General features: G+C 40.4%; 14 protein-coding genes. 12 read left to right on the top strand and 2 right to left on the bottom strand.

Features of this window, described 5'->3' with window-relative positions:
- The first annotated feature begins 1 nt into the window (after window position 1).
- Complete coding sequence (locus ACTHJT_RS15555; protein ID WP_440239865.1) at window positions 2-1,861, top strand: gliding motility-associated C-terminal domain-containing protein; 1,860 nt, start codon at window positions 2-4, stop codon at window positions 1,859-1,861.
- A gap of 7 nt (window positions 1,862-1,868) precedes the next feature.
- Window positions 1,869-2,579, top strand: coding sequence for a hypothetical protein (locus ACTHJT_RS15550; protein ID WP_440239863.1), 711 nt, complete (start codon window positions 1,869-1,871; stop codon window positions 2,577-2,579).
- Window positions 2,580-2,587: 8 nt separating this feature from the next.
- On the opposite strand, the gene ACTHJT_RS15545 is transcribed toward ACTHJT_RS15550, so the two are convergent.
- Window positions 2,588-3,790 carry a chromate transporter gene (locus tag ACTHJT_RS15545; RefSeq protein ID WP_440239861.1) on the bottom strand — a complete coding sequence of 401 codons (1,203 nt, stop codon included), beginning with the start codon at window positions 3,788-3,790 and terminating at the stop codon, window positions 2,588-2,590.
- Between the two features lie 139 nt (window positions 3,791-3,929).
- Between ACTHJT_RS15545 and ACTHJT_RS15540 the strand changes: the two genes are divergently transcribed.
- The gene (locus ACTHJT_RS15540; protein WP_440239859.1) at window positions 3,930-4,172 is read left to right on the top strand and encodes a hypothetical protein; all 243 of its coding nucleotides are present in this window, start codon (window positions 3,930-3,932) and stop codon (window positions 4,170-4,172) included.
- A 154-nt stretch (window positions 4,173-4,326) separates the two neighbouring features.
- Here ACTHJT_RS15540 and ACTHJT_RS15535 read toward each other — a convergent pair whose 3' ends face one another.
- The gene (locus tag ACTHJT_RS15535) at window positions 4,327-5,682 is read right to left on the bottom strand and encodes an MBL fold metallo-hydrolase RNA specificity domain-containing protein (RefSeq protein WP_440239857.1); all 1,356 of its coding nucleotides are present in this window, start codon (window positions 5,680-5,682) and stop codon (window positions 4,327-4,329) included.
- Between the two features lie 153 nt (window positions 5,683-5,835).
- Here ACTHJT_RS15535 and ACTHJT_RS15530 point away from each other — a divergent pair, with 153 nt between their 5' ends.
- From ACTHJT_RS15530 to mreB, 9 genes are all read left to right on the top strand, one after another.
- The gene (locus ACTHJT_RS15530; protein WP_440239855.1) at window positions 5,836-7,788 is read left to right on the top strand and encodes a KUP/HAK/KT family potassium transporter; all 1,953 of its coding nucleotides are present in this window, start codon (window positions 5,836-5,838) and stop codon (window positions 7,786-7,788) included.
- 16 nt (window positions 7,789-7,804) lie between these two features.
- Window positions 7,805-8,014: a hypothetical protein gene (locus tag ACTHJT_RS15525; RefSeq protein ID WP_440239853.1), complete on the top strand. Its 210-nt coding sequence runs from the start codon at window positions 7,805-7,807 to the stop codon at window positions 8,012-8,014.
- 306 nt (window positions 8,015-8,320) lie between these two features.
- The gene (locus ACTHJT_RS15520) at window positions 8,321-9,658 is read left to right on the top strand and encodes an ammonium transporter (protein WP_440239851.1); all 1,338 of its coding nucleotides are present in this window, start codon (window positions 8,321-8,323) and stop codon (window positions 9,656-9,658) included.
- 133 nt (window positions 9,659-9,791) lie between these two features.
- Window positions 9,792-10,571 carry a Rossmann-like and DUF2520 domain-containing protein gene (locus tag ACTHJT_RS15515; RefSeq protein WP_440239849.1) on the top strand — a complete coding sequence of 260 codons (780 nt, stop codon included), beginning with the start codon at window positions 9,792-9,794 and terminating at the stop codon, window positions 10,569-10,571.
- Window positions 10,572-10,577: 6 nt separating this feature from the next.
- Window positions 10,578-11,078: a KdsC family phosphatase gene (locus ACTHJT_RS15510; protein WP_440239847.1), complete on the top strand. Its 501-nt coding sequence runs from the start codon at window positions 10,578-10,580 to the stop codon at window positions 11,076-11,078.
- An 8-nt stretch (window positions 11,079-11,086) separates the two neighbouring features.
- Window positions 11,087-11,962, top strand: a complete 876-nt coding sequence (locus ACTHJT_RS15505) for a geranylgeranylglycerol-phosphate geranylgeranyltransferase (RefSeq protein WP_440239845.1) — start codon at window positions 11,087-11,089, stop codon at window positions 11,960-11,962.
- Between the two features lie 108 nt (window positions 11,963-12,070).
- Complete coding sequence (purN, locus tag ACTHJT_RS15500) at window positions 12,071-12,658, top strand: phosphoribosylglycinamide formyltransferase (protein WP_440239843.1); 588 nt, start codon at window positions 12,071-12,073, stop codon at window positions 12,656-12,658.
- 18 nt (window positions 12,659-12,676) lie between these two features.
- Complete coding sequence (purH, locus tag ACTHJT_RS15495; RefSeq protein WP_440239841.1) at window positions 12,677-14,197, top strand: bifunctional phosphoribosylaminoimidazolecarboxamide formyltransferase/IMP cyclohydrolase; 1,521 nt, start codon at window positions 12,677-12,679, stop codon at window positions 14,195-14,197.
- Between the two features lie 94 nt (window positions 14,198-14,291).
- A partial coding sequence (mreB, locus tag ACTHJT_RS15490) for a rod shape-determining protein MreB (RefSeq protein ID WP_440239839.1) occupies window positions 14,292-14,947 on the top strand: 656 nt, incomplete at its 3' end.

Raw genomic sequence — 14,947 nt, 5'->3', positions numbered from 1 at the left:
TATGGTCAGATTATTTTATACGCTGCTTTTGTTTTTGCTCACGCTTAGTATACAGGCACAGTCCACTAAGCGTGCAAACATCTGGTATGTATCCCAGGGAGTAGGTTATGACTTTAACTGTACCCCGCCCTGTCCGATTGAGAATGGAGCATTGCCAAAATCTTTTTGTTCTTCATCTATCTGCGACAAAACAGGTAAATTGCTTTTGTATACAAACAGTGAAAACATCTGGAACAATAAGCATCAGATAATACCGAATGGCAGTGATTTATATGCCTGCAGATGGGCAGAGCAAAGCTCTGTTTTTATTCCATTTGCTTCAGATCCCAACCTGTATTATCTGGTAACCGTAGACGATACACGTGAACCACTTATTTCCAGCAACCCCTACACCTGTAAAGACGTGAACCCTATTACATACAGTATGTGCCTGCATTTGATTGATGTAGCTGCAAACAATGGAACAGGACAGGTAGTCTGGAAAAACAAAGTTATTTATGGCGGTAATGTGCGCATCAATGACATGCTGGGTGCAGTAAAACATGCCAATGCCAAAGATACGTGGCTGATGACCTACGATTACAACATCAAGCGATTTGTATCTTTGTTGCTAACCGATTGCGGTGTTCAGGATACGGTGATCTCACCGGATCTGGGTGCTTATGTCCGGGAAGGACCAAACACACTTACTTTTTCTCCTAAAGGAGATCTGTTTTATGTAAATACCCGGGAAATGCCACCACACGGGGGCTTTATGATTGCCCGCTTCAATGATACGACAGGCATTGCTTCCAAGCCTCTGTTAATCGAAAATTTACTTTCTACTACCGGCTGCTTTTCTACTGACAGTAAAAAGCTCTATACCACGCAGATTGTGGTTGGTTTTGACCTCAGCATTTGGGATTCTACTGCTATTTCAGACAGCCGACAGGGACTTGATTCGATTGGTAATAATTTTATTCAAAATGGCCCGGACGGAAATATACATGCCATGTACTTTCTATATAAAAGTATGCACCTATTAACTATTCATAATCCGATGTCTACGCCGATTATAACTAAAACACAGTTTACTGTAAAAAAGCCGGTAGACGATTTGCAAAGCACAGGCATCCCCAATTTCGTGCAAAACTGGTTCGACCCTGATTTTAATGAGTATACTTATGGCAGTCCGAAAATACATTATACTCGCGTTTGCAAAGGTGAAAAAACCATTTTCAAAAGCAGCGGCATGCCACCGGCAACGCCTTATCACTGGGAGATTATACAGCCCAATCAACCGGTGGTGCGTTTTGATAACCAGGACAGTATTGCCTATACATTCATACAAAGCGGTGTGTTTACGGTAAAACTCAGCATTGATTTTTCCTGTATGCCGGATGTAATTACTCGTAATGATATCATAGTAGATTCCCTGCCCGAAGATTACTTACAGGACCTCTATATCTGCGAAGGCAGTGTTCCAACACTTCAAGCCCAGCCCAATCAGTTAAGCTACCTGTGGAACACCGGCAATACCAGTCCGCAGCAATCTGCTGAATCCGACAATGCCTATTATGTGGATGTAACGAACACCTGCGGCATCATCCGCGATGAAGTAAATGTGCATGAGGTTCATTATGTAATACCTAACCTCATCACCCCTAATAACGATTTTAAGAATGATATTTTTAAAATTGATTCCAACAATCCCGTGCAGGGGAATCTGGAGATCTACAACAGCTGGGGGGTTAACATTTATAAGAATAATTTTTATAAAAATACCTGGCCGGAAAATGATATTGAGTCCGGCGTATATTATTACCGTTTTACATACAGCACCTGCGTACCTTCAAAAGGCTGGCTGCAGGTGATTAAATAATATTCAGATGAAAAAAATCTTTCTGCTTTTCTTTTTATTCTGTTTACTAAAAGTTTCTTTATATGCGCAGGACTCTTCCAGAGCAACCTACAGAATTACTACACCCGTCCTTCAGGATATACAACTGTATTTTACCTTATCCGGTGAAAAAGTTTTGTTGAAAAAAACCATCGGAATATCCATTGGCTACAAACCAAGCACTAAAGTCAGCGGAGAGGGACTATATGTCAATACCGGTCCATCTTCAACGTATCAAATGAGTAACTTTGGAAATAGACTATACTCATCTTTTACCATTGATTTTTTTATGAAGTTCTATTTTGGCAAAAAAGGTAAATCTTTTCTTATGCCCGATGTTTATCAAAGACTCTGGTGGTTCAATAAAAAAGATTGTTCATTTAGCGGTACCGGGGGAAGAATTTCAGATCATTATGATTACAGCTATGACGGAACAAGAACAGAATGGCAATATTTAACCGGGCTAAAAATTTTATACGGCAGAACTTATAAACTCAATAAAAACGGTTCGTGTAAACCTGTTATTGAGCCCTATGCAGGCATAGGCTTTTTTGTAAAATCCTATGTGTTCCAGACTTATAATGGCACGGTAAACGATGTGTATTATAACTACTATAGAGAAACCAATACCGGCTTTTATCCATCCGTACACATTGGCTTGAATATCGGATTGGAGTTTGCTGTAAAAAAGAAAGAGTAAGGTAAGCCTTACAGCACCCATCCTGCCAGCAATCCGGCGATGATCAAAAACGGATGTGGTATACGCGTGAATAATAAAATGCACATCGTCGCAAGCGCAATCCCATCGTTCAGCATGATGGTCTGCATTTCACCTTTCTGCATGGGCAAGGCAAGCATCAGGGCTGTAGAGATGATAATGCCTGCATTCCCGGCATTGATGCCTTCAAACGAAGCCTTTACAACACGGTATTGTTTGATGTTTTTCCAGATCGGAGCAATAAAGAAAATCAAAATCGTTCCCGGCAAAAATACCCCGAACGAACCGATGAAGCCGCCGGCAATCTCGCCCACAACCCCATACTGGCGCATCGACAGCGCACCTATATACGAGGCAAATGTAAACACCGGACCCGGCAGCGATTGCAAAAAGGCGTAGCCCAATAAAAATTCACTATGTGTTAAGTAATGTTTGAATTCCACAAACTCCGTATAGAAATAACCGATCAATGCTTGTCCGCCGCCAAAGATCAAGCTTCCGTTACGGAAGAAGTTCTCAAACAAACGGATTGGTAAAGCTTGTGTAATTGTTCCGATAATGGCCGCACCTATAAAGATTCCGCCTAATAAAATCAGATTGGCCCAACGGATATTGAATGGTGTTTTTTCCTCCTTCTCATGTTTGCCAAACCTAAACGAAGTAAGAAAGCCCGAGATCAGCAAAATGATCGGAAACATCCATGGTGAAGCGCGGTTTGTATAACTGATGAAAAAACAAATGCTGGATGTGAGGATTAAAATGATGATGGCTGTTTTTGTTTTCTGAATAACAGAAAATGTTTTCACAACAGCATAAAATACAAAGCCAATCGCGATAGGTTCCAGATATTTTACAATACCGAGGTCTAAATTTTGTGCCTGAAAATATGAGACAAATATAGCAGCAGCTGTCATAACCATCGCGGCTGGCAGCAGCCACACCAATACGGTAAGAAACGCCAGGCGCGGCCCTCCTATTTTAAAACCTACAGCTGTGATTGTTTGTGTAGAAGCTGGCCCCGGCAGGATCTGACAGAACGAATACAATTCCATCAACTCTGCTTCGGTCACATAAGCTCTTTTCTGAACAAGAATTTTGAAGAATATAGCTAAATGAGCCTGCGGCCCACCGAATGAAGTAAGCGACAAGACTAATACATCTCTTAGAAAAATAAGATGCCTGATGTTCTTCATTAATTCGGTTTTGGGTACGGTTCAGTAGAATTCGATGTCTAAAATACGGTTTTTCCATGAATTATCAGAACTAAATGCATTTCAGGTTCAGAGAGTGCATAAAATTATGTAATTTAGAAGACTGAAACCGTAAGTCAAGATGCGTATAGTTGCCGAATATCCCAGTGTAGATTTCAAGATCACCGTTTTTTCCTGGAATGGTAAATATTTATTGAAAATTGAAAAAGGAATGTTTGAGCAGACCTACAAGATCAGTGAAATGGATATTTCCGGAGATGAGGAAGTGAAGAAAATCGTTGAAGACCCGATTTTTATTGAAGAAATAAAAACAAGGTTCAAAAATATGAATTTATCTTTGAACGATGCGTTGAATAGAATTTAATATTCGATATAATCGTTGTTGGCTATCAACAATTTTCCTTTCATATTTACGATTCTCATGCTTTTTCATTTTTCTGTTCTTTTGCCTTGATGCAAAAGAACCAAAAAAATCAAGGCTTTCCGCCGCGGCGGATCAAATACGCTAGTCTACCCTCTTACAATTCGTACGATTGTCCGTACTCGGGTATTTCAATATTTGAATAACCTTCTTCTTGCAGCGTTTGTTCAAAATCCAGCATGCTTTGATACTCTCCATGAACAAGGAATATTTTTTTAATCTTCGTTTTGTCCTGGCTGCTTAAAAATTTCACCAGACCGAATTTGTCGGTATGTCCGCTGAAAATATCTGTATAAATAATCTTTGCAGACACCGGTATTGAGCGCTTTTTAAAACGTATCGTCTGTTTGCCGGCCAGCAGGTCATGGCCAATCGTACCTTCAACCGCATACCCAACCAATAAGATTGTACAATATGGATTCTGCAGATTCTGGCGGATATGATGCTGAATCCTTCCACCCGTGATCATTCCTGAAGAGGAAAGAATGATGCAGGGTTTCATGTAATTCGAAATATTCTTACTTTCTTTGAATGTTTTGATATGATCCAGATTTTCAAAATCGAACAAAGACTCTTCCTTTTCCCTCAAGGCCTTTGCTTCCTCATTCATTAACACATGATACTTGGAATAAATGTTGGTGCCTTCTGCAGCAAGCGCGGAATCGGTAAATACTTTCACCGGCGGCAGTTCATTTTTGATGGCCAGTTTATGCAGTGTATACAATAAGGATTGGGTCCTGCCGAGGCTGAATGCCGGAATGATCAAACGGCCCGGTTTGTCTACGCAAGTCTCCTGCACGATGCGTCTTACAATTTCCTCCGGTGATTCGGTTTCCTTGTGTACCCGGTTCCCGTAGGTAGTTTCGCACAGTACATAATCTGCCTGTGGCGGCAGCTGCGGATCCGGTAACAAAGGATAATTATCTCTGCCGATATCACCTGAAAATAGTATTGTTTTTGTTTTTCCTTCTTCCTTCACTTTTAAAAATATACTGGCAGCACCAAGAATATGACCCACCGGAATCAGGCGAACGGTAATGCTTTCATTAATTTCAAAATCTGTATTGAAAGCGATGGATACAAAGCGATCGACTGGTTTGTAGGAATAGTTGCCCGGACCTGAATTCGCGATTTTCTTTTCTGCCCGCTGAATATGCGCGCCATCGGCAAACAACAATTCCGAAAGCTCGGCTGTAGGCGCTGTCGTTAAAATTTGCCCTCTGTATCCGCTGCGAATCAAAGCAGGAATATTACCTGAATGATCTACGTGTGCATGTGTTAAAATCACCAGGTCAATGTCAGAAGCCTCAAAGGGAAACAAGCCGCCCGTTACTACTTTATGCCGTTCAGAAAAATCAGATCCGCAGTCAATTAAGATCTTGTATCCGACAGATTCCAACAAATACATACTTCCCGTTACTTTCCTGGCGGCACCCCAAAATGTTAGTTTCATCAATCCTGTTTAAACTATATTAACTTTTGTGTATTCCTTACGCACAAAGATGGCACAAGGTACTCAGATTTGTTCTTAATTTATAGATTCATCTGATATTCATTTGTCAATAGCAAATGAATTAGTAATTTGAGACGTTATTTTAAGTTTGCTATGTCAACACTTTCGGGTTCAAAAAATCACGGTCACCAAAAACTCACTGCTGCAGGTTTATTAATTTCATTAGGAATCATCTATGGTGATATAGGAACCTCGCCATTGTATGTGATGAAAGCTATTGCAGGAGACCGGGTAATTTCTGAAGCATTGATTCTGGGCGGACTGTCCTGCGTGTTCTGGACATTGACACTTCAGACAACAATCAAATATGTACTTATTACCCTCCGTGCCGATAACAAAGGTGAAGGAGGCATTTTTTCTTTGTTTGCATTAATCAGAAGACGAAATCCGAATTTAGTATGGCCAGCAATGATTGGCGGTGCGGCATTACTGGCCGATGGAATTATTACACCTCCAATTTCCGTCTCTTCTGCCATTGAAGGTCTAAAGATTTACGACAAAGATCTTAATACCATTCCGATCGTTATTGCTATTTTACTTTGTTTATTCCTTGTACAGCGTTTTGGAACAAATATCGTTGGAAAGTTCTTCGGACCAATCATGTTCATTTGGTTCTTCATGCTGGCAGCATTAGGATTTAATGAATTGCTTCATAACACATATGTGTTGAAAGCATTAAATCCGGTTTATGCTATCCAATTATTAACAGAATATCCGGGTGGCTTCTGGCTGTTAGGAGCAGTCTTCTTATGTACTACTGGCGCAGAAGCACTTTACTCAGACTTGGGCCATTGCGGCAGACCGAACATCCGCATCAGTTGGATTTTTGTTAAGACAGCACTTATATTGAATTACTTCGGACAAGGAGCATGGATATTAAGTCAGAAAGGTTTTGTTTTAGATACCAATCCGTTTTTTGGAATTATGCCCGACTGGTTTGTATTCTACGGAATTATAATTGCGACCATGGCTGCAATCATTGCATCACAGGCATTGATCAGCGGTTCTTATACACTCATTAGCGAAGCTTTGCGATTAAATTTATGGCCTAAGGTCCGGATCAAGTATCCAACTATTAAAAAAGGACAGCTATTTATTCCAAGTACAAATATCATGATGCTGTTCGGCTGTATTTTCGTAGTACTCGTTTTCAAGGAGTCTAATCACATGGAAGCGGCCTATGGTTTGGCAATCAGCATAACCATGATGATGACAACGTTACTTTTAACATACTACCTGCTAATTATACAACGTCTCTCGTTTATCTGGGTAGGATTGTTCTTCCTGATTTATTCTGTCATTGAAGTTTCATTCCTGGTAGCCAACTTAGAAAAGTTTTTCCACGGCGGATACTTTACATTAATCGCCGGCGGTATGCTTATGTTTGTTATGGCTGTCTGGTATACGGCACACAGAATTAAGAGACGACTTACAGAATACGTAAACATCCAGGATTATTTCCCGCTGATCAAGGAATTAAGTGAAGATACCTCCATTCCCAAATATTCAACGCACCTCATCTACTTAACCGGCGCCGATAACTATACGCAGATTGAATCGAAGGTTATGTATTCCATTTTCCAAAAGCAGCCTAAGCGCGCCGATATTTATTGGTTCCTGCACATCGATGTTGTGGATGAGCCTTACACAATGGAGTATAAAGTACGCACTATGCTGCAGGATGATGTGATCCGTATTGATTTCAAACTGGGTTTCCGGGTTGAACACCGTATCAATTTATTCTTCCGTAAAGTAGTTGAAGACATGGTGAACAGCAAAGAAGTTGATTTTACTTCCCGCTATACATCCTTGAATAAACGGAACCTGATTGGAGACTTCCGTTTTGTTGTGCTTGAAAAACATTTAAGCAGTGATAATGACCTGAGTGCAATCGAACAATTTGCGATGGATTGGTATTTCTTATTAAAACATATTTCCATTTCTGAATCCAGTGCATTTGGTCTTGATACCAGTTCAATTACCGTAGAGAAGGTGCCAATGGTTATAACACCTATGGAAGCATTCCAGTTAAAACGCATCTATTAATTATTAATAGTAGAATATGAAACCGCAAAAGATTGTTCTGCTCGTTGCCTTTTTTCTCTTTGTTGGGATCATGATCTGGTTTACCGTTGATTTTATGTCGCGCACAACCCCACCCTGGGAGCGAAAGAAAGACAGCACCTTTGTTAACAAGTACAAAATTCAGTATAACGAGAAACTGGGTTTGAAAAACATTGATTCATTAAAGAAAGCCCGGGAAGGAAAATAAAAACATTTAATTCAGAGCAAAAATCGGCCGTTAAGAAAATTCTTAACGGCCGATTTTCATTTATAAAGGGGCGAAACCGGCTTTGTTAAATGTATTCAGGGATTATTTTCACTAATTGCACTATATTAAGTTTTATTTTAACCCTTGTTAAGACAATTTTTCATACTTTTTTACAAAATAGCTTACATTTTGATACCATTTTTAAAAAAAACTATTGTTTTTAAAGAAAATGGGGTTAGTTTTGAAGTGTAATTGAAAAACGAACCAATTACTAATTAAAAATTCTATAACTAACCCTTTTGAATTATGATAAAAAAATTCGCCCCGCTAATTGTACTTCTAGTAGTTTGTGTACTAGCATTATTAAATCCAGGTCTACCCTCTAAAATTTCGACTGAAACTCTTAATTCGGGAGATATTGCCTGGCTACTAACATCAGCAGCATTCGTGTTGCTTATGACTCCGGGTTTGGCATTCTTCTACGGTGGGATGGTGAACCCTAAAAACGTTATCTCTACAATGATGCAAAGCTTCGTAGCCATGGGTATTATCAGTATCCTTTGGGTAGTAGTTGGTTTCAGTATGGCTTTTGGAGATACAATAGGAGGTTTTGTAGGAGATCCAAGAACATTCTTCATGTTTAATGGTGTGTTAGAGCACGATCCATGGAGTTTGGCAACATCCATCCCATTTGTTTTGTTTGCCTTCTTCCAGTTGAAATTCGCGGTAATTACACCGGCTCTTTTCACAGGTTCATTCTCTGAAAGAATCCGTTTTACATCTTATATCATTTTCATGGTCCTTTTCTGTCTGTTCATCTACGCTCCGATTGCTCACTGGACTTGGCATCCGGAAGGATTCCTATTCAAAATGGGTGTTCTTGACTTTGCCGGTGGTACTGTAGTACACATTTCAGCTGGATGTGCTGCATTGGCAGGTGCATTATACTTAGGTAAAAGAAAAGACAGCAATCACCCTACAGCAATCAATGTTCCATACATCTTATTGGGTACTGGTTTACTATGGTTCGGCTGGTTCGGTTTCAACGCAGGTTCCGCTGTTGGTGCTACTCCACTTGCTGCTTCTGCTTTCGCTGCTACGAACGTTGCTGCAGCTGCTGCTGGTATCGCATGGTTATTTGTTGAAGCTGCACGTGGTAAAAAACCATCTGCAATGGGCTTCTGTATCGGTGCTGTAGTTGGTCTTGTTGCTATTACTCCTGCAGCAGGTTTTGTAACTATTTCTCAGGCGTTATTTATCGGTTCAATTGCAAGTATGATTTCTGCAGGTGCAATTGTATTATTATCGAAAACATCTATTGTTGATGATACATTGGATGTATTCCCTTGCCACGGCGTTGGTGGTATGACAGGTATGATCATGACAGGTTTATTTGCTTCTACTGCAGTAAACGTTGCAGTAGTTGAACAAGGTTTATTGATTGATGGAACTACAGCATTGTTCTTTAAACACCTGATCGCTTTAGGCATTGTAGTTGCCTATTCGTTGATCGGTTCTTACATCTTATTGTTCATCACAGACAAAATCTCTCCTCTAAGAGTAACTGCTGAAGAAGAAGATCTAGGATTGGATGTAACTCAGCACGATGAGAAATTCGTAATCGCTGATTTAGTTAAAAAATAATATCTTTTTTTATAACGAACCGAAAGAGAGACGCCGCCCCTGCGTCTCTCTTTTTTATTTTAGTCTGGCTGCATTCTCTTCTGAATTACGCTTTTTCTCTTTGGCTTTACATTGATTTGCGTAATTTTACTCTATGAGAATTGTTGTTATCGGTACAGGCAATGTTGCCTTCCACCTTATACAAGCTTTTAGCAAATCAACTGCATCAGTCTTTGTGCATGGCCGTAATAACGCTGCTCTTGAATTGCTTCGCGCAGAGTTTCCTTCCGCTACCATTCTTTCCAATTACAACCTGGCACCACTAAACGCAGATCTCGTCATCATCAGCGTAAAAGATGATGCCATCAATGATGTATTGACACAATATGTATATTCCAGTACATCACTTGTAGTACACACCTCCGGTACACAAACCTTTGAAAATACTTCATGCCACAATAATCTGGGTGTATTCTATCCTTTACAGACTTTCAGCCGGACAAGTATTGTACAATGGAACAATACACCTCTGCTGATTGATGCCGTTTCAGAAAGTAATCTTCAGCTTCTCGAAAAAGCTGCCGGGCTGCTGCACGCTCCTTATTTTGAAACTGATGCTGAACAACGCAGGTATATTCACCTGGCAGCTGTACTGACCAGTAATTTTGCCAATCATTTGCTGGGCCAGGCAGCGACACTGCTTCAAAAGCATTCCATTGATTATCATATCCTTCAGCCCTTGGTTGAAGCAACCATCCGGAAAGCGTTCACCCAACACCCCTATGAAGTGCAAACCGGTCCGGCGATCCGCAACGACCAGTCAACACTGGATAAACACCTTGCGCTATTAACAAATGAGCCATTGCTTCAAAAAATTTACAATAACATAAGCGAAAGCATACAGAAAACAGGTAATTTAGAGACGAATTTATAAGTTGATATGGCAGAATTTTCAGAAATAAATACATTCATTTTTGATGTTGACGGTGTACTTTCAGATGGCAGTGTGATCGCATATGAGTCGGGCGAACAGGTACGTCGCTTCTATGTAAAAGATGGTTACGCAATCGAGAAGGCCCTGGCTGCCGGTTATCACATTGTTATTATCAGCGGCGGTGAGCAGGAAAGTGTTCGCAAGCGCCTGAAGTTTCTGGGCATTACAGATGTATTCCTGGGTGTAAAAGATAAACTGGTATTGTTCAACGACTATACAAAAACACGTCATATAGATCCTGCAAACATTTTATACATGGGTGATGATATTCCCGATTATAAAATGCTGCAACTGGTTGGCCTTCCAACATGCCCGGCAGATGCTTCTATTGATATCAAACCGATCTGCAAATATGTATCACCTTTTGATGGTGGCAAAGGGGCCGTGCGTGATGTCATTGAAAAGGTAATGCGTGCACAAGGCAAGTGGCATCCACAACTCTGGTAATGTAATTCATGAGTGCGTCCAAAAAACATATCAAAAAATCTGTATTCGCTTTTTTAAAGTTAATACGGACTTTCAATTTGATTATTTTGGGGTTCACTCAATATATGTGCCGCTACTTTATCATAGGTGGAGGTCATGATTCTATTTTAACCATCGCGAAGGATTGGAAGTTTTTCCTGCTGGTTTTATGTACTGTTTTTGTTGCTGCCGCGGGTTATATCATCAACGATTATTATGACATAAAAATTGACCTGATCAACAAACCCAAACGTGTGGTGCTTGGCAATGTGCTGCACAGAAGAGTTGCCATGATCTCGCACTTTATACTGAACACATTTGCCTGCCTGCTGGCGCTGTTTCTGGGCTGGAAGATCTTCGCCATCATTGCCGGAACCACCGTACTGATGTGGTTTTATGCCAACCAACTCAAACGTACTGCTCTTGTTGGCAACCTTTTAATCTCTGTATTAACCGGCCTGTCAGTTTTTCTGCCGGCCTTTCTGTATCACCCGACAGAAGCAACCTTATCTTTTTATGCCTGTTTTGCTTTCTTTATTTCTTTGATACGTGAAATCATAAAAGACATGGAAGATGTGAAAGGAGACGAAGAATTCGGTTGCAGAACCTTACCAATTGTTTGGGGAATCAGGAAAACAAAAATATTTATTTATGCAGTCAGCCTGGCATTTCTTCTATCATTGAGTTATATGCTTTTTTATGCAAACACATCCATTCAGTTCTATTTTTTAGTTTTGCCCGGTCCTTTATTCATCTGGCTGCAGGTACAATTAGCCAAAGCTGATACCAGCGGTCAGTTTTTACAATTGAGCCATTTATGCAAGTGGATCATGGTAGCAGGGGTTTTCAGCATGATTTTATTATAAAAAAAGCTGTTTTTCAGCCATTTTCTCCATTTCTCCTGTATTTTCCTTTTTCAACAAGTAGCATCTAAACGTTTAAATTTGCTTATATTTGCCACTTAATTACGTTTCATGCAGACTTCACCAACCACAAAAGTCGCACTATTTGCATCCGGATCAGGTACTAATGCTCAACGCATTATAGATTATTTTAAGGACAACAAATCCATAGAGATTTCCATGTTGCTTTCGAATAACCCGGAAGCTTATGCGTTAACACGTGCTCAGGAAGCGAATGTACCAACCCGTGTTTTTACCAAAGCCGAATTTAAAGATTCATCTGTAATTGTTGATGAACTGAAGGCTGCAGGTATTTCCTGGGTCATTCTGGCAGGTTTCCTGTGGCTGATTCCCAAACATCTGATCCAGGCATATCCGGTATCGATGCTGAATATACACCCGGCGCTCCTGCCCAACTTTGGCGGTAAGGGCATGTATGGCATGCATGTACATAAAGCGGTGATTGAAACAGGCGCCAAGCAAACCGGCATTACCATTCATAAAGTGAATGAAGAATATGACAAAGGTGAAATCGTTTTTCAGGTAGCCTTTGATGTATTGCCTACTGATACACCTGAAACGGTAGCTGAAAAAATTCATGCTTTGGAGTATGAGCATTTCCCGAGAGTAATTGAAGAACAAATAATAAAATTAAAATAAATATCATCCTATCCGATCATGGCAAGCAAAAAGATCAAATCTGCATTAATATCTGTTTTCTATAAAGATAATCTTGATTCATTAGTTAAGAAACTTCACGCAAATGGAGTAACTATATATTCTACTGGCGGTACACAAAGTTTTATTGAAGGCCTTGGCGTACCTGTAGTAGCTGTTGAAGACCTTACAGGTTATCCTTCTATCCTGGGCGGCAGAGTAAAGACCTTGCATCCGAATGTTTTCGGTGGTATCCTTAATCGTCGTGAAAACACGAGTGACCAGGCTGAGATTGCTCAGTACAAAATTCCTGAAATTGACCTGGTGATTGTAGACTTATATCCATTTGAAGAAACGGTAGCTTCAGGCGCAGAGAAACAGGCGATCATTGAAAAGATTGATATCGGCGGTGTATCACTGATCCGTGCAGCAGCAAAGAATCACAAGGATGTTGTGATCCTTGCTTCTAAAGAGCAATACGGTGTGTTGGAATCTATCCTGGATGCAAAAGGGGGAGCCACAGATCTTGAAGACCGTTTCAAATTTGCCGGAGAAGCTTTCGATATAACTTCCCATTACGATACAGCCATTTACCGCTGGTTTGCCGGTGATGATATCACTGGTTTCAAACACAGCATCCGTACTTCACAAACATTACGTTACGGCGAAAACCCGCACCAGGCAGGGACTTTCCATGGTGATCTGAATGCGATGTTCGACAAGCTGAACGGAAAAGAATTATCCTACAACAACTTGCTTGATGTAGATGCAGCTGTGAGTCTGATCGACGAATTCACAGAAACTACCTATGCTATTTTAAAACACAATAACGCTTGTGGTATAGCTACCGCAAAGACTGGCAAGGAGGCGTATTTAAAAGCTTTGTCGTCTGACCCGATCTCTGCATTCGGCGGCGTGATCATTACAAATACCAAAGTAGATAAAGCCACTGCTGAAGAGTTGCATAAATTATTTTTTGAAGTATTGATTGCAACAGAATACGACCAGGATGCTTTGGAATTATTGAAAGAAAAGAAAAACAGAATCCTGTTATTACGCAAGCCGGTTACATTTGCAAAAAAACAATTCAAAACATTATTGAATGGTGTAATTGAACAGGATGTTGATTCTAAGACAGAAACGCTTGAAGATTTCAAAACAGTTACAGACCGCGAACCAACAATGGCAGAAAAGAAAGCAATGTTGTTTGCAAACAAGCTGGTTAAACATACAAAATCGAATGCAATTATTTTTGCAACGGAAGATCACATGATCTCCAGCGGTGTAGGACAAACATCAAGAGTAGATGCTTTGAACCAGGCGATTGAAAAAGCAAAATCATTCGGCTTTAGCCTTGAAGGTGCGGTGATGGCATCCGACGCTTTCTTCCCGTTCCCGGATTGTGTTGAAATTGCAAACCTTGCCGGCATCACTGCCGTAATACAACCGGGTGGTTCGATCAAGGATAAGGAATCTATTGACTACTGCAACAGCCACAATATGGCAATGGTCTGTACTGGTTTCCGCCATTTCAAACACTAGTCAGTTTATAATAATTCATGGATATTTATAGGAGATATCAATAAAATTTGTAATTTAAAGAGTTAATATTCATAGAACTTTAGGAGATATACACATGGGAATGTTTGATTTTTTCACGAGCGATATTGCGATAGATTTAGGTACAGCAAATACTCTGATCATATATAAGGATAAGATTGTCGTTGACGAGCCTTCTATCATTGCACTGGATAAAGTTTCGGGCAAAGTAAAAGCGATTGGTCGTGAAGCCATGCAGATGCATGAAAAAACACACGAGAACATTAAAACAATTCGTCCGCTGAAAGACGGTGTAATTGCTGATTTCCACGCAGCGGAAGAAATGATCCGTGGTTTAATAAAACTGATCGATAAAGGAAAGAGCTTCCTTGCCCCTACTTCATACCGCATGGCAATCTGTATTCCTTCAGGTATTACCGAAGTTGAAAAAAGAGCCGTACGTGACTCTGCTGAACACGCAGGTGCAAAAGAAGTATACATGATCTACGAACCGATTGCAGCTGCGATTGGTCTCGGTATTGATATCGAACAGCCGATAGGCTCTATGATTGTAGACATCGGTGGTGGTACCACCGAGATTGCCGTTATTGCCTTATCAGGTATTGTTTGTGAACAATCAATCCGTATTGCCGGTGACGTATTCAGCAAAGATATTCTGGATTACATGCGCCGTCAGCACAACCTGCTTATCGGTGAGCGTTCTGCAGAGCGCTTGAAAATTGAAGTAGGTTC

It is taken from the genome of Cytophaga sp., assembly GCF_051961495.1.
In the GTDB taxonomy this organism is placed as follows: domain Bacteria; phylum Bacteroidota; class Bacteroidia; order Cytophagales; family Cytophagaceae; genus Cytophaga.
The sequence above is the reverse complement of the archived record's forward strand: the minus strand, read 5'-3'. Positions and strand labels throughout refer to the sequence as shown.